Below are 22281 nucleotides of genomic sequence, written 5' to 3'. Positions count from 1 at the left end.
TACAAGGGTTAAAAGTAGCGCAAAAAATCAACCCAACTGTTCGGCAAGCCGCATATTTAATTGCTTTCCATCGTTGAAAGGCTACTAATCTTCCCGTCGCCTTCGCCCGTACCTTTGCTTGCATGATTCTTCGCGCCGACCATCTCATCAAAAAATACAAGGCCCGCACCGTCGTCAACGACATGTCGGTGACCGTTGAGCAGGGTGAAATCGTGGGCCTGCTCGGGCCTAACGGCGCCGGCAAAACCACCTGCTTCTACATGATGGTGGGCATGGTGAAGCCCAACAGCGGCCGCATCTTCCTGGATACCACCGAAATCACCACCATGCCCATCTACCAGCGGGCCCGGCTGGGCGTGGGCTACCTGGCCCAGGAAGCCAGCGTGTTTCGCGACCTGAGCGTGGAAGAAAACATCATGGCCGTGCTCGAAATGACCAGCATGAAAAAGGAGGCCCGCCAGGCCAAGGTAGAAGAACTGCTCGATGAGTTCAGCCTGGGCCACGTGCGCAAAAACCTGGGCAAGGTGCTGAGCGGCGGCGAGCGGCGCCGCACCGAAATAGCCCGTGCCCTGGCCGTCGACCCCAAGTTTGTGCTCCTCGACGAGCCCTTTGCCGGCGTCGACCCCATCGCCACCGAAGAAATCCAGGGCATCGTGGCCAAGCTCAAGCACCGCGGCATCGGCGTGCTCATCACCGACCACGATGTGAACTCCACCCTTAGCATCGTGGACCGCGCCTACCTGCTCTTTGAAGGCAAGCTGCTGAAAGCAGGCACCGCCGAAGACCTGGCCAGCGACGAAACCGTGCGCCGCGTGTACCTGGGCAAAAACTTCGAGCTCAAGCGCAACATCTAGCTTTAGAATGTGAAAATGTGCAGGATGTGAAGATGTACTAGATGCGGAAAAGGCGGAAAGCCCGCTTGGAAACGAGACGCTTTCAAAACTCTTTCCATTTTCGCATTTCCATATCGTCTCATTTTCACATTCAACGGATGCTCGACCAGCTACTCGCCCGTGCCGTTCAGTGGAGCAGCCTGCCGCGGATAACCCGCGTGCAAGAGCAGCCCGATGTGCTGCAGGCGCGGCTGCTGGCCCACCTGCTGCGCCGCGCCCAAGGCACTGAGTGGGGCCGGCGCTACGGCTACCGCGAGCAGCTGTCGGCGGCCGAGTTTGGCCGCCGCGTGCCGGTGAGCACCTACGAGCAGCTCTACCCGGAGCTGGAAAAAGTATTGCGCGGGCAGCCCGACGTGCTGTGGCCCGGCTGCCCGCTCTGGTTTGCCAAGAGCAGCGGCACCACCAATGCCCGCAGCAAGTACATCCCCGTCACGCCGGAGGCACTGCAGGAATGCCACTACCGCGCCGGACGCGACATGCTGGCCCTAAGCACGCACTTCTACCCCCAGGAGCGGCTGCTGGCCGGCAAAACCCTGTCGCTGGGCGGAGCGCACGGGCCCAACCCGTTTCGGCCGCAGGAACCGGCCTCGCAGGTGGGCGACGTGTCGGCCGTCATCATGGCACAGCTGCCGGGCTGGGCCGAGGGGCTGCGCACGCCGCCGCTGCCCCTGGCGCTGCTGAGCGAGTGGGAAGAGAAAATCGAGCGAATCGCGCAGCACGTGCTACGCCAGGATGTGCGCGTGCTGGCCGGCGTGCCCACCTGGATGGTGGTGCTGCTGCGCCGCGTGGTGGCCCTGGCCGGGGCCGAGCACATCACGCAGGTGTGGCCGCAGCTGCGGCTGTTTCTGCACGGGGCGGTGGCCTTTGGGCCCTACCGCGAACTGTTCCGCCAGCTGATTCCCGATGCGCGCATGCGCTACCTCGAAATTTACAACGCCTCAGAAGGCTACTTTGCCCTGCAAGACCAGCCCGATAGCGAAGACCTGCTGCTGCTGCTCGACCACGGCATCTACTACGAATTCCTACCCGCCGACCAGTGGGACGCCCCCGACCCGCGGCCCATTCCGCTGGCCGAAGTAGAGCTGAACCGGCCTTACGCCTTAGTCATCAGTACCAATGCGGGCCTGTGGCGCTACCTGGTGGGCGACACCGTGCGCTTCACCTCGCGGGCGCCCTACCGGGTGCGCATCACGGGGCGCACCAAGCACTTCCTCAATGCCTTTGGCGAAGAAGTTGTCATCGAAAATGCCGAAGCCGCCGTGGCTGCCGCTAGCCAGGCCACGGGCGTGGCCGTGCGCGACTTCACGGCGGCGCCCGTGTGGTTCGCGGCCGACAACGCCGCCTCGCGCGGGGGGCACGAGTGGGCTGTGGAATTTGCCTCAGCCGCCCGGCCCGACCTGGCCCATTTCGGGGCCGTGCTCGACGCTAAGCTGAGCGAATTGAACTCCGATTACGCGGCCAAGCGCCACCGCAGCCTGGCCCTGGCGCCGCCCCGTGTGCACGCCGTGCCCGCCGGCACCTTCGAGGCCTGGCTGGCCGGGCAAGGCAAGCTGGGCGGCCAGCACAAAGTGCCGCGTTTGCTCAACTCCCGCGACGTGCTGGATGCCGTGCTGCAAACGGCTGCGCAGCTAGTAGGCCAGGTACCCTAAAGAGCTATTGCTGAATCTTAACTGAAATTTATTCGAGTAAAAAAAGCCGTTTGCCCGCAGGAAACAGATTTTTCACAGAATCCTGAATTAACCAATTAGCGGAATTCAAGGATATGTAGTAATATTACCTTAATATTCCTACTTATGTCCACTCTTACCCAAATTCCTGCAAGCCGCAAATCGGCCTATAAGCGGCCTTATAAAACTCGTAGCCAGCGTCGTGAGCGCGACCGCCGTAAATACGACGAGAACAATGACTACAAGTTTTTATTGCGCGTCGGCATAGCCATTGGGGCTTTGATTGTGGTAGCCGTCATCTGTGCGGTTCGGGGAATGAGCGAGACTGCCATCTAGGCAGGCTTGGTGCACGGTCTTAAAGCAGCGCGCTTTACTCGTCGAGGATGCCGCCGAGCAGGCCGCCCAGCACCGAGCCGCTTTCTTTCTGAGCATTGCCGCCGGTAGGGGCCAAAGCCTGGATAAGCTTTTTAACGGGCATCGATTGCAACCACACGCGGCCGGTGCCGCGCAGGGTGGCCAGCAACAGTCCCTCGCCGCCAAATATCATCGACTTGAGGCCACCGGCCCGGGCCACGCTGAAATCGATGCTGGGCTCGAAGGCCACCACGCAGCCTGTGTCTACGCGCAGTAGCTCGTTGTTGAGCCGTTTCTCGATGATAGTGCCGCCGGCGTGCACAAAGGCTTTGCCGTCGCCGGTCAGCTTTTGCAGAATGAAGCCTTCGCCGCCAAACAGGCCGGCTCCGAATTTCTGGTTGAAGTGCAGGCTGATTTTGGTGCCGCGGGCCGCGGCCAGGAAGCCGTCTTTCTGCACAATGAGGCCGTTGGGCATATCCTCCAGGTTCACGGGGATGATGGTGCCGGGGTAGGGCGCCGAAAACGCCACCCGACTTTTGCCGTAGCCGCCGCGGTGCGTGAAGTGCGTGAGAAACAACGACTCGCCGGTGATAAGGCGGGTGCCGGCCGAAAACAGCTTGCCCATAAAGCCCTGCTCGGGCTCCGAGCCGTCGCCCATTTTGGTTTCGAAGGCAATGCCTTCTTCCATGTACACCATGGCCCCGGCTTCGGCAATGACGGTTTCGTTGGGGTCCAGTTCAATTTCCAGAACCTGAATATCGGACCCAAGAATGCGGTAATCGACGTCGTGAGAGTGCATGGCGCAGAAAGAAAAGGTTGGTGCGGCCAAAGATAGGAGCAGGCCCGAATCAGCGTCAAAAACTTTGGGCGTGGGGCAACAATATTTTGCAGCGCTTGCGTTAGTGGAAAGCTGTAACTAAATTTATAGTTACAGTTAACCACTTCTGTTTATGCGCCTTTCCCGCTTTCTGCTTCTGTGCTGCCTCACAGCGCTTCTGGGCGCTTGCGCCAGCTCTCACTCTTCGTCCCAAGCTGGTCGGCGCGGCTTCTGGCGCCCCAATCATTTTGACCGCCACGGGCTGGAAAACGGCCGCTGGCGCACCTACTACGACGATTACAAAAAGCAGCCCTTCACCACCGGCCGCTACCGCCACGGCCGGCCCGTGCGCACCTTCAATTACTACAACCCCATCGGCCAGCTCGACCGCACTGAAACCTACCGAAAGGACGGGCTGTGCGACGTCACTTACTGGCACCCAGACGGCCAGGTGGCTCGCAAGGGCACTGCCCAGTGGGTGACGGGCAAAGGCCGGGCCCCGCGTTTCTTCTGGTACGGCACCTGGACGAGCTACAACCCCACCGGCCAGGTGACGGACGTGCAAACCTACCTCGACGGCACCATCACGCGCGCCGAGAAATACGAAGACGGCCAGCTCACCCAGGTCGATATCTACGAAGGCAACAAAACCACGCGCCACGAAACCTACCAGAACGGGCAGTTGCTGAAGGTAGAAACCTACGAGAAGGGCCTGCGCACCGGCACCACCAACACGCTGTAGCCAGGGCGGCTATTCGTCGTCTGGCAGTTCGCTGCGGGTTTCGGCCACTTCCTTGTCGGGGTCGTCCACCGTTTTCTTGCGCTTGGCCTCGCGGCTGGTGCGGCGCATGAAGTCCTCGTCCGATTCTTCCGGCTCGGGGTTGTGCTCGGCATCGGCAATGGGGAAGGCCTCGTCTTCCGACTCGTCGGGGCCGGGCTTTTCGCCGAATTGCCCGGCGCGGTCGACCAGCTTCTTGTCGCGCACGTGGCGTCCCAGAAACTGGTTGATTTGCTCGATGCTGTAATTGGAGGTGATTTCGCCCAACGGGTTCACGCCAATCTCGAAGCCCTCCAACTCCTTGTGGACGCGGGCTTTTTTATTCGGGTCGGCGGCGGTTTTCTTGGGCTTGACGGGTTTCTTGGCCATGACGAAAAAGGATAAGGCAGATGCTTTGCTTGCTTTACGCGAATTCGCCTGGTGGGGTAAAACTCCTGCACAAAAAAGGCGGCCCCATCGGGCCGCCTTTTTTGTGCCCGTTGGGGCCAGATAGAATCATTGCAGTTTCCGGAGCAACCGGCCGTGGCTAGGCTGCGGCCGGCAGCATAGCCACGGCCTTGCGCAGGCGTTCGGCCACTTCGCCCGAGCCCAGAATGGCCAGGGTTTCGAACAGATCGGGGCCAGCGGCGGCGCCGGTCACGGCCACGCGCAGGGCCTGCAGCACCTGGCCAGGCTTCATGCCCTGGGCCTCCACGGTCTGGTTAAAGATGCTTTTCAGCACTTCGGCGTTGGCGCTGGGCTCCGAGTTGGCGGGCAGGCCATCGGCGTAGGCCGTGAGGGCGGTGGCCACCTGGGCGTTCCACTTCTTGCTGACAACGGCCTCGTCATACTCGGTGGGGGCCTGGAAGAAATACTTGGCTTCCTGCCAGAAGTCCTGCGGGAAGCTCACGCGCTCCTTCATCACGCCCACAATCTGCTCGGCTTTCTCTGGCGAGCAATCGATGCCGTGCTCCTGCAGAGCCGTGAGCAGGTAAGGCGCCAGCTCGGCGTTGGACTTGGCGCGCAGGTAGTGCTCGTTGAACCACTTCACCTTGTTCTGGTCGAACTTGGCCGGCGACTTGCTCACGCGCTCAATCGAGAAGGCCTGAATCAGTTCGTCCATCGAGAAAATTTCCTGCTGCGTGCCCGGGTTCCAGCCCAAGAAGGCCAGGAAGTTCACCAAGGCCTCGGGCAGGTAGCCGTCTTCGCGGTAGCCGCGGCTCACGGTGGGCTCGCCGGTGTCACCGTCGATGCCGTGCCACTCCAGCGGAAACACCGGGAAACCAAGGCGGTCGCCGTCGCGCTTGCTGAGCTTGCCGGTGCCGTCAGGCTTAAGCAGCAGGGGCAAGTGGGCAAACTGCGGCATGGTTTTCTCCCAGCCCAGGTAGCGGTAGAGCAGCACGTGCAGCGGCGCCGAGGGCAGCCACTCCTCGCCCCGGATGACGTGCGAGATTTCCATCAGGTGGTCGTCCACGATGTTGGCCAGGTGGTAAGTCGGCATGCCGTCCGACTTCATCAGCACCTTGTCATCAATGGCTGAAGAGTGCACCACTACCCAGCCACGAATCAGGTCCTGGAAGCGGACTTCCTCCTTGCGGGGCACCTTCAGGCGAATCACGTAGGGCGCGCCGCTGTCGAGCAGTTGCTTCACCTCGTCCTCGGGCAGGGTGAGGGAGTTGCGCATCTGGGCGCGGGTGATGGAGTTGTACTGCGGGTTGGGAACCTTAGCGGCCTGCAGGCGGGCGCGCATGGCGTCCAGTTCCTCGGCCGAGTCGAAGGCGTAGTAAGCGTAGCCATCGGCAATGAGCTGGTCGGCGTACTGCTTGTACATGGGCTTACGCTCGCTCTGCTTATAGGGGGCATGGGGGCCGCCTACGCCCACCCCTTCGTCAATTTGAATGCCGCACCAGGCCAGGGCTTCCAGGATGTACTCCTCGGCGCCGGGCACGAAGCGGTTCTGGTCGGTGTCTTCGATACGAAGCAGCATCTTGCCACCCAGCTTGCGGGCCAGCAGGTAGTTATAAAGGGCCGTGCGCACGCCGCCAATGTGCAGCGGGCCGGTGGGGGAGGGCGCGAAACGCACCCGAACTTCTCTTTCAGCCATAACAAATGAAAAGCGCGCCCCGAGGTTCGGAACGCGCTGCAAAGGTAAGTGGAAGGGCAGTAGCACAAAGACCACCCAGCCTCACTCGCCCCACGGGTACAGGTCGGGTAGGGTGTGCTCATTGCCTTTAATAACCAGCGGGTGCAGGGCGTGCGTGCGGTCGATAAACACAAAAGCGTCGTAGCGGTCGGGCAGGAGGGAAGGCACGTAGTTGCCAAACTGCTCGAACTGCGGCCGATATACCACCCCAATGGCCCGGTGGCCCAGTGACTTCGCCAACCGGGCATCAGTTCTGATTTCGTTTGAAAATAGCAGTGCATTCTCGCCTCCCAGCTGGTTGTGCAGCAGGGCTTCCCAAGAGTTGCGCGTGGCCGTGGGCACTGTCATACTTTCCCACAGCGCCCCCCATTCCTTGCCCGCAATCACGCTGCCCTGGTAGGAGCCAAAACCCACGCTGAACACGTTCTCCCTGCCCAACTGCTCGCGGGCCAGCTGGCCGATGTTTACCATGTCTTCGCGCCGCATGTCGGTATAGCGCGCGTCGCCGATGTGCGTGTTGTGGGCCCACACAATGGCCTTACTGTCGGGGCCGTGTAGGTTGAACAGGCGGGTAAGGGTTTCCATCATGTGCTCGTCGCGCACGTTCCAGGAGGCTCCGCCGCCGCGCAACATGGCCTTGTAGTAGCGCTCAGCATTCACGGCCACCAGCGCGTTTTGCTCGGCCGCAAAGGCTTGCTCGCGCTCCGACAGCGTGGCATAGGTACGTGTGGCCGCCTGGCGGCGCAGGGTGCGCAACAACCCGTTCACTTCGTCGTGGCAGTCTTCGGATACAAAAGCCACGGCGCGGGCGTATTCCTGCGGGTCGGAGCTGTAAGGTTCGAAGCAACCGAAGGCCTGGCGGGCGGCGGCCATGGCGCCGTCGCCCTGCTGCTCGGCGTAGTGCAGCACTTCCTGCAACGATTCCCAGAGGCTATACACATCCAATCCGTAGAAGCCCACCCGGCGCTCGGCGGGCTGCTTCAGGTTGTGGCCGTGCAGCCATTCCGTGAGGGCTGCCACCTCCCAGTTGCCCCACATCCAGGTGGGCCAGCGGTTGAAGGTTTGGAGCAACTGCGCCGCCGAACCGTAGGTGGCAGCGTCTTGCTTGATGGCCGCATTCACTTCAAAGCAATCCGGCCAGTCGCCCTCCACGGCGATGAAGGAAAACCCCTTTTCCCGAATCAAGCGTTTGCTGAGCGCCGTGCGCCAGGTGTAGTACTCGTGCGTGCCGTGCGAGGCTTCGCCCAGCAACACCACGCGGGCCTCGCCAATGGCGGCCAGCAGCGGTTCGAGGTCGGTGGCTGAGCCAAGGCGATGGGTGGGAAGGGGCGTTGCCATAGCTGAATAATCAAAAAGCCCGCCCGCAACGGTTGCGGACAGGCTTTTCCTACGCGGCTATTTACCCTGGCGTTAATGCCGAGCTTTCCGGCTGCGGCGGCTTCCAGGGCTAGTCTCGGTTCTTAAAACCCAGCCAAAGCACCAAGCCCAGCAGCGCGATGCTACCGCGAATGGCCCAGGCTACGGCGGACCCCCACTGTTCTATCCAGGTGAGGAAAACGTAGTGTAGGTTGGGGTTAATCAATGGCAGCACAAGTGAAATAAGCCCAATGATGAGCAAGCCGAGTCCAAGTTCTTTCATGCAAAGCGGGGTTTAAAGATTGGGAATGAGGCACTCCCAACGCCCACGCCAGCCGGATATTATGCGCCCACGGCGATGCACGAAATCTCCACTTGCACGTCGCGCGGCAGGCGGGCTACTTCCACCGTTTCGCGGGCCGGGGCGGTGGCTTCGTCAAAATACGAGCCGTACACCTGGTTGATGGTGGCGAAATCGCCGAGGTTTTTCACGAAAATGCTGCACTTCACCACGTCGGCCAGCGTGAGGCCGGCAGCAGCCAGAATAGCCGTCAGGTTTTTCAGCACTTGGTGGGTTTGGGCCGTGATGTCGCCGGGCACGAGCTGGCCGCTGGCGTCCAGCGGAATCTGACCCGAAACGTACACGGTGTTGCCGGCCTTCACGGCTTGCGAGTAAGGGCCAATGGGGGCCGGGGCCTGGTCGGTGAGAATAATCTGATGAGCCATGGTTGGTGGATTGGTGAGTTTGCGGGTTGGTGGATTCAGGGCCGCAAATAACGCGAAAAGCCGCCCCTGTTTCCAGAAGCGGCTTCTCATGAGCGGGCTTTAAAGCCTGCCAATTCTCAAACAACTATTCTACCGTTACCGATTTGGCGAGGTTGCGGGGCTGGTCCACGTTGCAGCCGCGCAGCACGGCAATGTGGTAGCTCAACAGCTGCAGCGGAATCACCGACACCAGCGGCATCAGTACTTCGCTGGTGTGAGGCACTTCAATTACGAATTCGGCCATGGCCGGAATCACTTTGTCGCCTTCGCTCACCACCGCGATGATGCGGCCTTTGCGGGCCTTCACTTCCTGAATGTTGCTCACTACCTTCTCGTAGGAGCTGTCGCGGGTGGCAATGACCACCATCGGCATGTTCTCGTCGATGAGGGCGATAGGGCCGTGTTTCATCTCAGCGGCCGGGTAGCCCTCGGCGTGGATGTAGCTGATTTCCTTAAGCTTCAGCGCGCCTTCCAGTGCCACCGGGAAGTTATAGCCGCGGCCCAGGTACAGGAAGTTAGAAGCGTCCTTGAAAATCTCGGCAATGGCGCGAATTTCGGTATCCAGCTCCAGCGCCTTGGTCACCTTGGCCGGAATGGTGTCCAGCTCCACCATCAGCTCGCGCAGCTTGGTGTCGGTGAGGGTGCCGCGCTTCTGGCCCATAATCATGGCCAGCAGCGTGAGCACCGTCACCTGGGCCGTGAAGGCTTTGGTGGAAGCCACCCCGATTTCGGGGCCGGCGTGGGTGTAGGCGCCGGCGTCGGTGGCGCGGGCAATGCTACTGCCCACCACGTTGCAGATGCCGAAAATGGTCGCGCCCTTGCTCTTTGCCAACTCAATGGCGGCCAGCGTATCGGCTGTCTCACCGCTCTGCGAGATGGCAATTACGATGTCGCGCTCCGTGATGATGGGGTTGCGGTAGCGGAATTCCGAGGCGTATTCTACTTCCACCGGAATGCGGGCCAGGTCTTCAATCAGGTACTCGGCCACAAGGCCGGCGTGCCAGCTCGTGCCGCAAGCCACGATGATGATGCGCTGTGCATTCACAAACTTTTGCTCGTAGGCCCGGATGCCGCCCATGTTCAGGTGGCTGGCTTCCAGCTCCAGACGACCGCGCATGGAGTCGAGGATGGAGCGCGGCTGCTCGAAAATTTCCTTCAGCATGAAGTGCGGGTAGCCGCCTTTCTCGATGCTGTCCAGCTCCAACTCTAGCTTCTGGATGTAGGGCGTCTGGCTCACATCTTCCTTCGTCCGGATGTTCAACTGCCCGTCGCGAATCATCACGATTTCGTAGTCGTTCACATACACCACCTCGTTGGTATACTCGATAATGGGCGTAGCATCGGAAGCAATGAAGAACTCACCGTCGCCAATGCCAATCACCATCGGCGAGCCTTTGCGGGCGGCGATGAGTTGGTTGGGGGCATCCTTGCTGAGCACCACAATAGCGTAGGCGCCCACTACTTCGTGCAGGGCCAAGCGCACGGCCTCTTCCAGCGAGCAGCTATTCTGCTTCTGAATCTCCTCAATCAGGTTTACGAAAACTTCCGTGTCTGTGTCGGAGTGGAACACGTGGCCCTGCTGCTGCAAGTGCTTTTTCAGCGCCGCGTAGTTCTCAATGATACCGTTGTGAATGATGGCAATGCGCTCCGACGTGGAGTAGTGCGGGTGGGCGTTTTCGTCGTTGGGCTCACCGTGGGTGGCCCAGCGGGTGTGGCCCATGCCCACAGTGGCGTGCGTATCCTTCTCGGCAATATAGGCCTCCAGGTCGCTCACCTTGCCCTTTTTCTTGTACACATTAAGGTCGCCGTTGAGCAGCGCCACGCCGGCAGAATCGTAACCGCGGTATTCGAGGCGGTGCAGGCCTTTGAGAATGATGGGGCAGGCCTCGCGATGGCCCAGGTAAGCAACAATGCCGCACATGGCAGGATGGGTTAAATTCGAAAAAAAGAAAAGCAAAAATGGCCAGAAACTTTCGCTGGCTCTGCCCCGCGGGGCAGCGTTACGTTACCGCTGCCGCGAGTAGTACACGCGCAAGCGAATGTTGTTAGCATCCAGCGCCGCCCGATTCAGCGAGAGGTTGCTCTGGGTACGGATGTTGGGCGTCAGCACCAAGTACTTTGCCTTCGTAGCCGGGGCGCTATAGAAATAGTTTTGCAGGAATGAGGTAATAGGAATGGTGTAGGAAGACTGCCCGGTCGCGTTGGCAAGCGGCCCCGTGGCCGGATAGCCTGTGCCCACGGGGTTTTGACCGTCGGCTTGCACTACCCGGTCTACGGACAAAAAGTTTACCGTACGCTGCAAAATCGCATTATTTGCATCCACCTCCACGGCATATAGCTGAGCGGGGTTAGTATACAACACATTGGTATAAGGCTTGATAGGTACCAGCAACTCGGCCCGGTTAATAACTACCCCGCTGGTATCATCCGATTGTGTCAGGTACTTCAGGGTGATGCGCGGTTGCAGGGTGATGCGCGGGCTCAAGCCTGTGCCTTCCTGCGCATAACTGGTGCCGCTTAGCGCTGCTGCCGACACGGCTCCAGACGGCGCCGCCAGCGCCGCCAGCGGCGGCGGCAACACGTTGCTGATGGTGGTGTAATAGCGGGGGTCGCGCGAGGAGGTGAGCCCCATGCCACTGTAGGTAGGGCCGAAATAAATGGAATAAACGCGCTTCAGGGTGTCCGCAGCGTGGTAGTAGACCACCATGCGCGACTTATAGCCCTTGGTGAAGCTCACCAGGCTGCCCGTATGGTTGGCGTTGGGCAGCACAGCGATGCCTTTCAACTTCGCGTCGAGCCGAGCCTGTGAGAAACCAGGAGTGTTGAGGTCGGCAAACAAGTCGGTGGCAAACGGCGAGGCCACGCCGGACACAGCCGGCCGGGTTCCACTAGCGGGCACCGCCGTGCGCTGCAGGAGCAGCCGGACCGTGGGGTCGGGCACGGTGGCCGTTACCGCCGGTGTCCCGGCCGTGGTCGATGTCGCCGCCACGGCCGCCGTCACCACCTGCACTTGCGTGCGGTCGAGGCGGCTGGTCAGGTTTTGGCCCAGCGGCGTCGGGTCGAGCGCCACGGGGTTGCTGCTGTCGTAGCCAGCTTGCCGCTCGTCGAGCGGGGCTGTCAGCTTGAATACATCAAACCGCACCGGGGCGGCCGTGCTGCCGTACACGCGGTCGAAGCCCGCCACCAGCACCACCGAGTCGAGCCGGACATTGGGCAGGCCCGCCGGCAACGAATCGGTTGGAACGCCGCCGCTGGCAGTCACGATGGTGTTGACGCCGCTCGCGTCGAGCACGTTGGAATAGAAGCCGGCCGTGGTGGTGCCGGCCACGTTGTCGGCCAGGCGGCCCACCATGAAATGGTCGGCTTTCAGGGTTTGTATCGGCGAGAGGCGCACGGTGGCCACCTCCAACTGAATGTCTTTGTAAGAAGTGTTAACGGCCGTGGTTTCCGGCAAGTCCACGTTCAGGTCGGTGCCCTTGTCGCAGCCGGTGAGCGCCGCCAGGGCGGCCACCGCTACAAGGGGCGCACAGCGGCTAGTTAGCCAATTCATTGTACAGCGCTAGGTAAGAAGAGTGCAGGTTTTCATCGGTGGCTACCTGGCTGAGCTTGTGGTTTAGGGCGTATTCGTGGAACATGCCGTTCATGTTTTCGCTGAAGTCCTCATCGGACCGGACCACGGTGTCGGCATACTCCATGCCCATTTTGATGAAGCCGCTGAAATCAGCCGACTTCAGCGAGGCCAGCATCTGGTCGTCGATGTCGAGCATCTTCGCTTTCTCCAGGATGTTACCCTCAAATTTGTCGTTGAACTCGTTGTTGTAAATCGAGAACACCGACTTGGCGTCTTTGAACACCGGGTCCTTCTTGTAGGTCGTTTTCAGATACAGCGGAATCAAACCAGTCATCCAGTCGGAGCAGTGCACGATGTTGGGCGACCAGCCCAGTTTCTTCACCGTTTCGAGCACGCCCTTGCAGAAAAAGATGGCGCGCTCGTCGTTGTCGGCGTAGAACTTGTCGTTTTTGTCGACCAGTGCCGACTTGCGGTGGAAATAGTCTTCGTTATCGATGAAATAAACCTGCAGCTTGGCCGTCGGGATAGAAGCTACTTTGATAACCAGCGGCTTTTCGTCGTCGCCCACGGCAATGTTGATGCCGGAGAGGCGCACCACTTCGTGCAGCCGGTTTTTGCGTTCGTTGATGATGCCGAAACGAGGCACAAAAATGCGAATTTCGCAGCCCATTTCTTGCATGCTGGCGGGTAGGCGCCGGAGCATTTCAGCTACTTTCGTAGTCTGCAGAAACGGGTCGATTTCGGTGGCCGCGTAAAGGATTCGTAGCTTCGACATAAGGAATTATTGAAGAGAATGGGACAAGGCCATACTATGGGTGCACAAAATTAAACAATTTTGAGCGGAAAATCAATACAGAACCCCCCAGGGCCCTGCCCACCGCCTCCCTTCTCTATGCAGATACTGACCACCGCCGCCGCGTTGCATGCCTACACCGAAACCGCCCGTCGGGCCGGACAACGCGTGGGCCTGGTACCCACCATGGGTGCCCTTCACGACGGCCACCTGCAGCTGGTGCAGGCCGCCCGAGCCCAATGCAACGTGGTGGTAGCCAGCATTTTCGTCAACCCCACGCAGTTCAACAACGCCGAAGATTTTCGCCTCTACCCGCGGGTGCCCGAGGCCGACGCAGCCCTGCTGGCCCCGGCCGGTTGCACGGCCCTGTTCACGCCCTCGGTGGAGGAAATGTACCCCCGCCCCACAGTCCTGCGATTCGACTTCGGTGACCTGGAGCGGGTGATGGAAGGCGCGCACCGGCCCGGTCATTTCAACGGTGTGGCCACCGTGGTGAGTAAATTATTTCACATGGCGCGGCCCCACCAAGCATTTTTTGGGCAGAAGGACTGGCAGCAGGTGGCCATCATCCGGCAGTTGGTGGCCGATTTGTCGTTTGACCTGGAAATTGTGACGTGCCCCACCATCCGCGAAGCCGACGGGCTGGCCATGTCCTCGCGCAACTGCCGCCTCGACGCCCCGGCCCGCGCCGTGGCGCCGCTGCTGCACCAGGTGCTGGAAGCTGCCGCCGCCCAGGTACGCCAAGGTGTGCCTCCTGCCCAGGTAAAAGCCGCGGCCGACGCGACTCTGGCTGCCGAGCCGCTGCTAACGCCCGAATACGTGGAAGTGGCCGACGCCGAAACCCTGCAGCCGCTCGATGTTTACGCTCCTGGCCGGGCCGTGGTGCTTTGCCTGGCGGCTCACCTGGGCGGCGTGCGCCTGATTGACAACGTGGTGGTAGAGTAGCGGCAGTGGAGTGACAGGGAGCGGGGCGCAAGACGTTTTACCTTTGCAGGAATTTTCTGGCTGGCGTTCTTTCTCGCTCATTCGACTTTCTCATTGAAAACGGTTTTCACGGTTCTTAAATACGCGCTGCTGCTGAGCATTTCGGGCGCGCTAATGTGGTATGCAGTGCGGGGGCAGGACCTGTCGCGCATTGGCCACTACATTGCCACGGCCAACTATTTCTGGCTGGCCGTTACCTTGTCGCTTTCGGTGTTGGGGTATTTCAGCCGGGCCTACCGCTGGCAGATGCAGCTCAAGGCTTCGCAGACGCCGGCGCCTTACTGGCCCGTGTATCACGCTATGATGGTGGGCTACTTGGCTAATTTGGTGCTGCCGCGCATGGGCGAAGTCATCCGGTGCTCGGTGCTGCGGCGCACCAGCGGCGTGCCGGTGCAGGTGGCCATTGGCACAGTGGTAACAGAGCGTGTGATTGACGTGGTGGTGCTGCTGGGTTTGCTGAGCAGCCTGCTGCTGCTGGATTTTCAGACCTTCTGGAAATTTGTGACCCAGGAAATACTGGGTGGGCGCTACGACTCACTGGCCCGCAATCCGTTGCCGCTAGCCATTGCGGCGGTGGTGGCCATTGTGCTGCTGGTGGCAGCGGGCTTTGCGCTGTTTCGCAACCTAGAGCGGCTGCGGCAGAATGCGTTTTTCAATAAGGCCGTGCTGTTTGTGAAAGGTTTGCTGGCGGGCGTATTCAGCGTGCTGAAGCTGGAAAACAAATGGTTATTTCTTTTCCACACGTTTTTCACTTGGCTGGTCTACTACCTGATGGACTACCTAGCCTTCTTTTGCTTCCCTGAGACCTATAACCTCGATATGCGCGCCGGCTTGGCCGTGTTAACATTTGGGGCGTTTGGCATGGCGGCGCCCGTGGCGGGCGGCATCGGGCCGTTTCACGTGTTGGTGCAAGGTGTGCTCATCGTGTATGGAGTGAGCAAGGAGGCCGGTATTGCATATGCGCTGGTCGTACACGGTGCCCAAACGTTACTAGTAGTGCTCATGGGCGGCATTAGCTTCATCGCGGTGGCCGCCGCCGACAAAGGCAACGTGCTGACCGAAGCCGAAGCTCTTGCTGACGAGCCACTTACCAGTGAGTGAGTGGATTAGCAGGATGGTGGATTAGAGCGGTAGCGAAATCATACGCCCTGCCTGCTATCCCTGCCATTCCATTTGCTGTTAATCCACCTATCCAATAATCCACGAACCCACTAGCATATGTGGACGAAAGATAAAATTCTGAGCCGGGAACAGTTGCCCGCTACCGTGGCCGGATGGCGTGAGCAGGGTCGCAAAGTGGTGTTCACCAACGGCTGCTTCGACCTGCTGCACCTCGGCCACGTCGACTACCTAGAGCAGGCCCGGCACTTGGGCGATGCCCTAGTGGTCGGCCTCAACACCGATACCTCCGTGGGCGCGCTCAAGCCCGGCCGGCCCATTCAGGACGAGGACGCGCGGGCCCGCATCCTAGCGGCGCTGGCGTTTGTAGATGCCGTGGTGCTCTTTGGCGAACCTACGCCACTGGCCCTCATCGAACTGGTGCAGCCCGACGTGCTGGTGAAGGGCGACGACTACGCCATCGACGGAATTGTGGGGCACGAGTTAGTGTTGAACAGGGGCGGGAAGGTGCTCACCGTGCCATTAGTGCCGGGCTACAGCACTTCGCGCATCGTGGAGCGCATTTTGCGTACTACCTAGCGTTACTCACCCTTTTTCTCTTTCAGCCATGTATTTTCTGTTGATTTTGCTGATGCTGGTTAGTTTCGGCATTCAGTGGCGTCTGCGCAGCAAGTTCAAGCAATACGCCCAAGTGGGCCTGCATGCCAATTTGACCGGCGCCCAGATTGCCGAGCTCATGCTGGCCGACCACGGCATCACCGACGTGCGCATCATCAGCACCGACGGCAGCCTTACCGACCACTACAACCCCACCGACAAGACCGTGAACCTGAGCGAGGGCGTATACGCCGAGCGCAGCGCCGCTGCGGCCGCCATTGCCGCCCACGAATGCGGCCACGCCGTGCAGCACGCCACCGCTTACTCCATGCTGCAGTTCCGTTCGGCCATGGTGCCGGCTCTCAGCGCCGTTTCCACCTACATGCCGTGGATTCTGCTCGCTGGCGTATTCATGATTAACCGCTCGCTGATTCCGCTGGGCGTGGGCATTGCGCTGTTTTCGCTTACCACGCTTTTCTCGTTCGTGACCCTGCCCGTGGAGTTTGACGCTTCGCGCCGAGCCTTGGCATGGATGGACAAGCGCGGCGTGGTGACCACCCAGGAGCACGCCATGGCCAAAGATGCCCTGTGGTGGGCCGCCATGACCTATGTGGTAGCCGCTATCAGCTCGCTGGCAACGCTGCTATACTACGTGAGCATTTTCATGGGTGGCAGTCGGCGTAACTAAGCGTCACGCATTATTTCTAAAGAAAAAGCCGCTCTGCTTGCAAGCAGAGCGGCTTTTTCTTTGGGCTGTGACTTTTGAAGCTGATTATCCCAGCTTCTTATACCGCACGCGCTTCGGCTCTACGTCGCCCAAACGCTTGCGCTTGGCCTCTTCATAATCGGAGAAATTGCCCTCGAACCACACCACTTCCGAGTCGCCCTCGAAGGCCAAGATGTGCGTGGCCAGACGGTCTAGGAACCACCGGTCGTGCGAGATGATGACGGCGCAGCCGGCGAAGTTTTCCAGCGCGTCTTCCAGGGCGCGAATGGCATTTACGTCCAGGTCGTTGGTGGGCTCGTCGAGCAGCAGTAGGTTGGCGCCTTGCTTCAGCGTCATGGCCAGGTGCACACGGTTTTTCTCACCGCCCGAGAGCATGGCTACCTTCTTCTCCTGGTCGCCACCGCCGAAGTTGAACTTGCTCACGTAGGCGCGCGAGTTCACCGGCCGGCCGGCCAGCAGCATGGTTTCGGTGCCGCCCGTGATGGCGTCGAACACGCTCTTGCTGGGGTCCAGCGTGTCGTGCTGCTGGTCGATGTAGGCCGTTTGCACCGTGGGGCCTACCACGAAGGTGCCCGCGTCGGGCTGCATCTGCTCGGTGATGAGGCGGAACAGCGTGGTTTTGCCAGCGCCGTTGGGCCCGATGATGCCCACAATACCGCCCTGCGGCAGTGCAAAGCTCAGGTTCTCGAACAGCAGCTTGTCGCCGAAAGCCTTGGTGATGCCCTCCGCCTCAATGACCTGCGCGCCCAGGCGAGGGCCGTCGGGAATGAACAGCTCCAGTTTCTGTTCCTTGTCTTTGGCTTCCTCGCTGGCCAGCTTGTCGTAGTTAGCCAAGCGGGCCTTGCCTTTGCTCTGGCGGGCTTTGGGCGACATGCGCACCCATTCCAGCTCGCGCTGCAGGGTTTTGGCGCGCTTGCTTTCCTGGTTTTCCTCCTGGGCCAGGCGGGCGGTTTTCTGCTCCAGCCAGCTGCTGTAGTTGCCCTTCCACGGAATGCCCGAGCCGCGGTCCAGCTCCAGAATCCAGCCGGCCACGTTGTCGAGGAAGTACCGGTCGTGGGTCACGGCGATGACCGTGCCCTTGTACTGCTGCAAGTGCTGCTCCAGCCAGTACACGCTTTCGGCGTCGAGGTGGTTGGTGGGTTCGTCGAGCAGCAGCACGTCGGGTTCCTGCAGCAGCAGGCGGCACAGGGCCACGCGGCGCTTCTCTCCCCCCGAAAGCGTGCCGATAATGGCTTCTTCGGGCGGGGTGCGCAGGGCGTCCATGGCGCGCTCCAGCTTAGAGTCCAGGTTCCAGGCGTCGAGCTGGTCCAAGCGCTCCTGCACCTTGCCCTGGCGTTCGAGCAGCTTGTCAAAATCGGCGTCCTCAGCCCCGAAGGCTTCGTTGATTTCGTCGTATTCCTTCAGCAGGGCCACGGTTTCGGCAGCGCCTTCTTCCACCACCTCGCGCACGGTTTTGGTGGGGTCGAGCTGGGGTTCCTGCTCCAGGTAGCCCACCGAGTAGCCCGGCGACCACACCACTTCGCCCTGAAACTGCTTATCCACGCCGGCAATGATTTTCAGCAGGCTCGATTTGCCCGAGCCGTTGAGGCCCAGCACGCCGATTTTGGCGCCGTAGAAAAACGAGAGATAGATATTTTTGAGAACTTGCTTCTGGGGCGGGTAAATCTTACTCACGCCGGCCATGCTGAAAATGATGGTCTGGTCGCTCATGGGAGTCGGAGAGGGGCTAATGGACGAATTGCAGCCGCAAAGAACGACAACTGCGGCTTGTGCGCCATGCGCCGGCCGCTGGGCTTTGCAGGCTTTGTGCCAGGCCGCCCGGGGCATTGGTCCGCGTTTCGACCTCGTTTATCGGCCCCTACATCTTATCATCACGTTTTTAGCGTAAACTTGTATTCCCTTCCCTTTCCCTTTTCAGCCACTTCCCTCTTTTTCACCTTCCTGCCCACCCTCGCACTCCTACCCACGAGCTTACACTTTTAGTATGGAATCAACCGACCACTTGCTGGCCGAAGCCCAGCGCTACGGCTACGTGGAAGCCGGAGGCGTGTGGCTGCGCCCCGTGCTTGCCCAGCCCGCCCGCCAGATTGGCTTGGTCAAAGAAACGGACGAAGCAGCGCTGCTCTATTTCGCCCAACGCTTTGAGACGCTGACCGCCAAGATTGATGCCTTGCTGGCCAAAATGGACGCCAGCGAAAACAAAGGCTCCTTCCTGATGAAGGCCCTGCACCTCAAAGAGCAGCTACGCACCTTCGACGGCCTTGGCGACTTTGAAGCCCTGCACCGCCGCCTCACCGAAGCCGAGGAAGCCATTGGCGTGACGGTGGCCCAAAACCGGGAGAAAAACCTCGCCACCAAGCAAAGCTTCATTCAGGAGGCCGAAGCCCTGCGCGACACCGTGGAGTGGGTATCGGCCAGCGAAAAGGTGAAGGACCTGCGCCAGGGTTGGCTCAAAACCGGCCCCGTAGACAAGCACCTGACCGACGAGCTCGAACGGCGCTTCCAGGCGGCCATTCAGGAGTTTTTCGACCGGCGCAAGGCGTTCCAGTCCGACAAGAAGGCCATGGTGGCGCGGGTGCAGAACCGTTACCGCGACCTCATCCAGCAAGCCGAAGACTTAAAGAATTCCGACCAGTTCGAAACCACTTCGCGCCAGCTCAAGCAGTTGCAACAGGCGTGGCGCGAGGTAAACGGTACCCTGCCCAAAAAGCAAGCTTCCGAACTCTGGACGCGCTTCCGCGCCGCCAACAACCACTTCTTCGAGCGCCTGAAAGCGCACATTGCCGCCCAGCAGGCCGCTGGTGCCGGCAGTGCCGCCACGCCCGAAGTACTGCTAGCCCGCAAGCGCACGCTCGCCGAGCGCGCCGAAGCCCTGATGGCGGTGCCGCCCCAAGAAGCCATTCACCAGGCCAAAGCCCTGCAAGCCGAATGGAAGCAGGTGGGCACCGTGCGGGGCGAAGAGTCGGACCGCATCTGGCAGCGCTTCATGGTGGCCTGCGACAAGATATTCGAGCTCAGCGCCTTGGAGTACCACCTGCGCAAGCGCGCGGCCACCGAGCCCGTGCCCACCGCCCCGGCCGAGCGCGCCCGCTTTCGAGCCAACACCTTGCGCGAGCTGCTCAAGGACGACCACACCGAGCTGGCCGCCCTGCGCGACAATCTCGACAAGCTCAGCCCCAGTGCTGCCAACGACGCCTTCCGGCAGATGCTGCAAACCAAAATCCGGTCCTTTGAGCGCAAAATCCGCACGAAAAACGACTTGATTGTGCTGTTTACCCAGCAGGCGCAGGCTGCTGGCTAACTTTGGTCGGGCTTTTGCGTTGTCGCAAAAGCCGCGGTTTAGGACCTTGTTTCTTAAGCGGAAATCGTTACCTTCGCCAACCTTTTTTTATCCGACTCCCTATGTATTGGACACTCGAACTGGCTTCTTATCTGGAAGATGCCCCCTGGCCCGCCACCAAAGACGAACTGATTGACTTTTCCATCCGCTCGGGTGCGCCCATGGAAGTGGTAGAAAACCTCCAGGCCCTGGAAGACGACGGCCAGCCCTACGAAAACATTGAGGAAGTGTGGCCCGACTACCCCACCAAGGAGGACTTCATGTTCAACGAGGACGAATACTAATAATGTTGAGTGTTAAGGATTGAATGTTGAATGATTGATACGGGCCTGTTAATGAATAACAAACCGTCACTCAATACTCAGCATTCAACGCTCAACATTCAAAATCTGGTTGCGGGCTACCCCGGCAGGGTGCTGGTCCGCAACCTTTTTTTGTGCCTGCCGGGCCCGGCTTTCGTAGCGGTGGTAGGCCACAACGGCAGCGGCAAAACCACCTTGTTTCGGGTGCTTACCGGCCAGTTGCCCTACCAAGGCAGCGTGCAGCTGTTGGGGCAGGAAGTGCGCAGCATAAGGCGGGCGGCCTCCGCGGGTCTGCTGGGCTACTTGCCCCAGCGCGGCAGCATCGACTTTGCCATCTCGGTGCGCGAGCTGGTGGTGATGGGCCGCTACCGCCACCAGGGCTTGCTCAGCACCTACGCTCCGGCCGACTATGCGCTGGCCGATGCGGCCCTGGCCTGCGTAGGCATGGCGCACCTGGCCAAGCGCGACTTCACCCAGCTATCGGGCGGCGAGCAGCAGTTGGTGTGGCTGGCCCAGCTCAGTTTGCAAGATGCCCAGCTATACTTGCTCGATGAGCCCACCCAGCAGCTCGACGTGTACTACCGCCGCCAGGTCTTCAATCTGCTGCACGACTGGGCCACTACGCAAGGCAAAACCGTGCTCTGCAGCACCCACGACCTCGACAACCTGCCCGAGCTAACGGGGTTTCTGTTGAACTTGTCGGAGCCCGAGCCGCAGTTGCGGCCCATCAGCGCTGCCTCGGTGCGGGAAGCGCGTCATTGGCTGGAGCAAGCGCCCATGGTGCGCTGAATGAACTGCTGAAGGGCCCGGGCTCAGCTAGTGGCGCTGGCCCGGCCGGCCGCGCAGCACGTGCACAATAGAGCGCATAAACGGCCATGGCGACACCGAATTCATGATGCGAAAATTATCGACCCACGAGGTGGTTTCGTCCAGAAAGCGGAAGATGCGCTCCACCGGGTTGCGCTCAAATAGCTGCCGGAAAATGTCGCGCGTGCTCTCGCCATGCCGCTTCATAATATCAAGCAGTAACGTGTCGAACAGCCGGAATTGCCATCTATCGCCAGTCACGTCAACCGGCGGGTGGCCGGTGCTGGCCAAGGCCGCCACGAGCCGGGCCGAATGCTGCTGGATGCGCTTGAAGGCGTAGCCGGTACTGGGTTTGGCCCGCCCGCCGCGCGTGCCGAGGTTGATGATGTGCGCCCCGTCGCGAGCGGGTAGTGGGTGGTCCGTCATCGGGATGGCCCCCATTTCCTCGGCTGTTATACGGAAGCTTTTCAAGCCCAGCGTATCGGTCAGATAGGCACGAATAGCAGCCTCGTACTCTGCTTTTGGCAGCACATTTTCTGAAAACAACGTGTACTCCACCAACGCTTTGCGTGGTGCATAAGGCAGCACATAGATAAATCGTGCCTCATGGTGTTGCTCGCCGCGAAAATCCATGAATTCCATGGTTATCGGGTCGAACACATCCACGTCAGTTTCCACCTCCCAGCCCACGAAGTGCTGCAGCAGGTAGCGGTGTCGCGCGGGCTGCTGCAGCTTCGCCAGGTCCGGCGGGCGGCTATCGAAGCCATAGCGCGCAGTGAATTTGCCGGTGGCGGTGGCGGCGCGCACGCCTGATGCCGTGTTTTCCAGGGCCGTCACACTGCCCTGTTCAAAGCGGAACTGCGGATTGTCGGCCAGCGCACGCCGCACAAAGTGGTAGTAATCCAGGCCGTTGATGGTTTTGTAGCGGTAGCGCCCGAGGTTGATAACCTTATCAAAGCCGGGGCTGCGAAAGGCTATCTGGCTCCATTCGTGGGTCACAACGCCATCAAAAACCGTGGGTTCATCGGTCCAGAACGACCAGGTGCGGTCGTTCTGGTCTTTGGCTTCTGGCTCAATAATCAGTACCCTTTTCGTCGCCAACCGTGGTTCCTGCGCAATGTGGAACGCCAGGCTGAGGCCTGCGGCGCCGCCCCCGACTATGAGGTAGTCAAAATCAGAATCAGCGGCAACGACGGTATTTTGCATGGAGACACGGCAGCGGGGCGGCGCAAACTAGCCACAAAAAAGCCGCTCCCGAAGAAGCGGCTTTCTGACAACACGATTAAACC

At 60.4% G+C, this 22281-nt stretch carries 22 protein-coding genes; 11 read left to right on the top strand and 11 right to left on the bottom strand.

The features are described from left to right. Positions 1-122: 122 nt before the first annotated feature. From lptB to I2I01_RS14880, 3 genes are all read left to right on the top strand, one after another. Positions 123-854, top strand: coding sequence for an LPS export ABC transporter ATP-binding protein (lptB, locus tag I2I01_RS14890; RefSeq protein WP_196287267.1), 732 nt, complete (start codon positions 123-125; stop codon positions 852-854). 137 nt (positions 855-991) lie between these two features. After that, the gene (locus I2I01_RS14885) at positions 992-2542 is read left to right on the top strand and encodes a GH3 auxin-responsive promoter family protein (RefSeq protein WP_196287266.1); all 1551 of its coding nucleotides are present in this window, start codon (positions 992-994) and stop codon (positions 2540-2542) included. Positions 2543-2686: 144 nt separating this feature from the next. Further along, the gene (locus tag I2I01_RS14880) at positions 2687-2896 is read left to right on the top strand and encodes a hypothetical protein (protein WP_196287265.1); all 210 of its coding nucleotides are present in this window, start codon (positions 2687-2689) and stop codon (positions 2894-2896) included. A 34-nt stretch (positions 2897-2930) separates the two neighbouring features. Here I2I01_RS14880 and I2I01_RS14875 read toward each other — a convergent pair whose 3' ends face one another. After that, entirely contained in the window at positions 2931-3713 is a 783-nt protein-coding gene (locus I2I01_RS14875) for a TIGR00266 family protein (protein ID WP_196287264.1), read from the bottom strand. Positions 3714-3864: 151 nt separating this feature from the next. Between I2I01_RS14875 and I2I01_RS14870 the strand changes: the two genes are divergently transcribed. Continuing rightward, positions 3865-4473 carry a toxin-antitoxin system YwqK family antitoxin gene (locus I2I01_RS14870; RefSeq protein WP_196287263.1) on the top strand — a complete coding sequence of 203 codons (609 nt, stop codon included), beginning with the start codon at positions 3865-3867 and terminating at the stop codon, positions 4471-4473. Between the two features lie 9 nt (positions 4474-4482). Here I2I01_RS14870 and I2I01_RS14865 read toward each other — a convergent pair whose 3' ends face one another. From I2I01_RS14865 to I2I01_RS14830, 8 genes are all read right to left on the bottom strand, one after another. Then, complete coding sequence (locus I2I01_RS14865; protein ID WP_196287262.1) at positions 4483-4878, bottom strand: hypothetical protein; 396 nt, start codon at positions 4876-4878, stop codon at positions 4483-4485. A 157-nt stretch (positions 4879-5035) separates the two neighbouring features. Beyond that, positions 5036-6592: a glutamate--tRNA ligase gene (gltX, locus tag I2I01_RS14860; RefSeq protein ID WP_196287261.1), complete on the bottom strand. Its 1557-nt coding sequence runs from the start codon at positions 6590-6592 to the stop codon at positions 5036-5038. Positions 6593-6673: 81 nt separating this feature from the next. Next, complete coding sequence (locus I2I01_RS14855; protein WP_196287260.1) at positions 6674-7969, bottom strand: erythromycin esterase family protein; 1296 nt, start codon at positions 7967-7969, stop codon at positions 6674-6676. Between the two features lie 109 nt (positions 7970-8078). Further along, positions 8079-8270, bottom strand: a complete 192-nt coding sequence (locus I2I01_RS14850; RefSeq protein ID WP_196287259.1) for a hypothetical protein — start codon at positions 8268-8270, stop codon at positions 8079-8081. Positions 8271-8329: 59 nt separating this feature from the next. After that, positions 8330-8713, bottom strand: a complete 384-nt coding sequence (locus I2I01_RS14845) for a RidA family protein (protein ID WP_196287258.1) — start codon at positions 8711-8713, stop codon at positions 8330-8332. A gap of 124 nt (positions 8714-8837) precedes the next feature. Beyond that, positions 8838-10673, bottom strand: coding sequence for a glutamine--fructose-6-phosphate transaminase (isomerizing) (glmS, locus tag I2I01_RS14840; protein ID WP_196287257.1), 1836 nt, complete (start codon positions 10671-10673; stop codon positions 8838-8840). An 84-nt stretch (positions 10674-10757) separates the two neighbouring features. Then, complete coding sequence (locus I2I01_RS14835) at positions 10758-12302, bottom strand: DUF4270 family protein (protein WP_196287256.1); 1545 nt, start codon at positions 12300-12302, stop codon at positions 10758-10760. After that, positions 12286-13098, bottom strand: a complete 813-nt coding sequence (locus I2I01_RS14830; RefSeq protein ID WP_196287255.1) for a glycogen/starch synthase — start codon at positions 13096-13098, stop codon at positions 12286-12288. Before I2I01_RS14830 ends, I2I01_RS14835 begins: the two co-directional genes overlap by 17 nt. A 117-nt stretch (positions 13099-13215) precedes the next feature. Between I2I01_RS14830 and panC the strand changes: the two genes are divergently transcribed. From panC to I2I01_RS14810, 4 genes are all read left to right on the top strand, one after another. Next, positions 13216-14061, top strand: a complete 846-nt coding sequence (gene panC, locus I2I01_RS14825; RefSeq protein ID WP_196287254.1) for a pantoate--beta-alanine ligase — start codon at positions 13216-13218, stop codon at positions 14059-14061. Positions 14062-14154: 93 nt separating this feature from the next. Then, positions 14155-15201, top strand: coding sequence for a lysylphosphatidylglycerol synthase transmembrane domain-containing protein (locus I2I01_RS14820; protein ID WP_196287253.1), 1047 nt, complete (start codon positions 14155-14157; stop codon positions 15199-15201). Between the two features lie 117 nt (positions 15202-15318). Next, entirely contained in the window at positions 15319-15798 is a 480-nt protein-coding gene (gene rfaE2, locus I2I01_RS14815) for a D-glycero-beta-D-manno-heptose 1-phosphate adenylyltransferase (protein ID WP_196287252.1), read from the top strand. Between the two features lie 28 nt (positions 15799-15826). Next, positions 15827-16504 (top strand): zinc metallopeptidase, encoded by a 678-nt coding sequence (locus I2I01_RS14810; protein ID WP_196287251.1) that lies wholly within the window; start codon positions 15827-15829, stop codon positions 16502-16504. Positions 16505-16588: 84 nt separating this feature from the next. Here the strand turns inward: I2I01_RS14810 and ettA are convergent, their stop codons facing one another. Beyond that, positions 16589-18253: an energy-dependent translational throttle protein EttA gene (gene ettA, locus I2I01_RS14805; protein WP_196287250.1), complete on the bottom strand. Its 1665-nt coding sequence runs from the start codon at positions 18251-18253 to the stop codon at positions 16589-16591. Between the two features lie 274 nt (positions 18254-18527). On the opposite strand from ettA, the gene I2I01_RS14800 reads away from it, so the two are divergent. From I2I01_RS14800 to I2I01_RS14790, 3 genes are all read left to right on the top strand, one after another. Then, positions 18528-19844: a DUF349 domain-containing protein gene (locus I2I01_RS14800; protein WP_196287249.1), complete on the top strand. Its 1317-nt coding sequence runs from the start codon at positions 18528-18530 to the stop codon at positions 19842-19844. Between the two features lie 101 nt (positions 19845-19945). Continuing rightward, the gene (locus tag I2I01_RS14795; RefSeq protein ID WP_035561220.1) at positions 19946-20167 is read left to right on the top strand and encodes a DUF2795 domain-containing protein; all 222 of its coding nucleotides are present in this window, start codon (positions 19946-19948) and stop codon (positions 20165-20167) included. Between the two features lie 129 nt (positions 20168-20296). Continuing rightward, positions 20297-20974 carry an ABC transporter ATP-binding protein gene (locus I2I01_RS14790; RefSeq protein ID WP_317196894.1) on the top strand — a complete coding sequence of 226 codons (678 nt, stop codon included), beginning with the start codon at positions 20297-20299 and terminating at the stop codon, positions 20972-20974. Between the two features lie 27 nt (positions 20975-21001). Here I2I01_RS14790 and I2I01_RS14785 read toward each other — a convergent pair whose 3' ends face one another. Then, positions 21002-22198 (bottom strand): lycopene cyclase family protein, encoded by a 1197-nt coding sequence (locus tag I2I01_RS14785; protein WP_196287247.1) that lies wholly within the window; start codon positions 22196-22198, stop codon positions 21002-21004. Between the last annotated feature and the right edge of the window lie 83 nt (positions 22199-22281).

Origin of the sequence: Hymenobacter properus (genome assembly GCF_015694735.1) — a bacterium.
Taxonomy (GTDB): Bacteria; Bacteroidota; Bacteroidia; order Cytophagales; family Hymenobacteraceae; genus Hymenobacter; species Hymenobacter properus.
The sequence above is the reverse complement of the archived record's forward strand: the minus strand, read 5'-3'. Positions and strand labels throughout refer to the sequence as shown.

What these genes read in the sequence shown, in the direction of transcription:
- lptB (WP_196287267.1), top strand. Translation starts at nt 123, where the DNA reads ATGATTCTTCGCGCCGACCATCTCATCAAAAAATACAAGGCCCGCACC.
- I2I01_RS14885 (WP_196287266.1), top strand. Translation starts at nt 992, where the DNA reads ATGCTCGACCAGCTACTCGCCCGTGCCGTTCAGTGGAGCAGCCTGCCG.
- I2I01_RS14880 (WP_196287265.1), top strand. Translation starts at nt 2,687, where the DNA reads ATGTCCACTCTTACCCAAATTCCTGCAAGCCGCAAATCGGCCTATAAG.
- I2I01_RS14875 (WP_196287264.1), bottom strand. Translation starts at nt 3,713, where the DNA reads ATGCACTCTCACGACGTCGATTACCGCATTCTTGGGTCCGATATTCAG.
- I2I01_RS14870 (WP_196287263.1), top strand. Translation starts at nt 3,865, where the DNA reads ATGCGCCTTTCCCGCTTTCTGCTTCTGTGCTGCCTCACAGCGCTTCTG.
- I2I01_RS14865 (WP_196287262.1), bottom strand. Translation starts at nt 4,878, where the DNA reads ATGGCCAAGAAACCCGTCAAGCCCAAGAAAACCGCCGCCGACCCGAAT.
- gltX (WP_196287261.1), bottom strand. Translation starts at nt 6,592, where the DNA reads ATGGCTGAAAGAGAAGTTCGGGTGCGTTTCGCGCCCTCCCCCACCGGC.
- I2I01_RS14855 (WP_196287260.1), bottom strand. Translation starts at nt 7,969, where the DNA reads ATGGCAACGCCCCTTCCCACCCATCGCCTTGGCTCAGCCACCGACCTC.
- I2I01_RS14850 (WP_196287259.1), bottom strand. Translation starts at nt 8,270, where the DNA reads ATGAAAGAACTTGGACTCGGCTTGCTCATCATTGGGCTTATTTCACTT.
- I2I01_RS14845 (WP_196287258.1), bottom strand. Translation starts at nt 8,713, where the DNA reads ATGGCTCATCAGATTATTCTCACCGACCAGGCCCCGGCCCCCATTGGC.
- glmS (WP_196287257.1), bottom strand. Translation starts at nt 10,673, where the DNA reads ATGTGCGGCATTGTTGCTTACCTGGGCCATCGCGAGGCCTGCCCCATC.
- I2I01_RS14835 (WP_196287256.1), bottom strand. Translation starts at nt 12,302, where the DNA reads ATGAATTGGCTAACTAGCCGCTGTGCGCCCCTTGTAGCGGTGGCCGCC.
- I2I01_RS14830 (WP_196287255.1), bottom strand. Translation starts at nt 13,098, where the DNA reads ATGTCGAAGCTACGAATCCTTTACGCGGCCACCGAAATCGACCCGTTT.
- panC (WP_196287254.1), top strand. Translation starts at nt 13,216, where the DNA reads ATGCAGATACTGACCACCGCCGCCGCGTTGCATGCCTACACCGAAACC.
- rfaE2 (WP_196287252.1), top strand. Translation starts at nt 15,319, where the DNA reads ATGTGGACGAAAGATAAAATTCTGAGCCGGGAACAGTTGCCCGCTACC.
- I2I01_RS14810 (WP_196287251.1), top strand. Translation starts at nt 15,827, where the DNA reads ATGTATTTTCTGTTGATTTTGCTGATGCTGGTTAGTTTCGGCATTCAG.
- ettA (WP_196287250.1), bottom strand. Translation starts at nt 18,253, where the DNA reads ATGAGCGACCAGACCATCATTTTCAGCATGGCCGGCGTGAGTAAGATT.
- I2I01_RS14800 (WP_196287249.1), top strand. Translation starts at nt 18,528, where the DNA reads ATGGAATCAACCGACCACTTGCTGGCCGAAGCCCAGCGCTACGGCTAC.
- I2I01_RS14795 (WP_035561220.1), top strand. Translation starts at nt 19,946, where the DNA reads ATGTATTGGACACTCGAACTGGCTTCTTATCTGGAAGATGCCCCCTGG.
- I2I01_RS14785 (WP_196287247.1), bottom strand. Translation starts at nt 22,198, where the DNA reads ATGCAAAATACCGTCGTTGCCGCTGATTCTGATTTTGACTACCTCATA.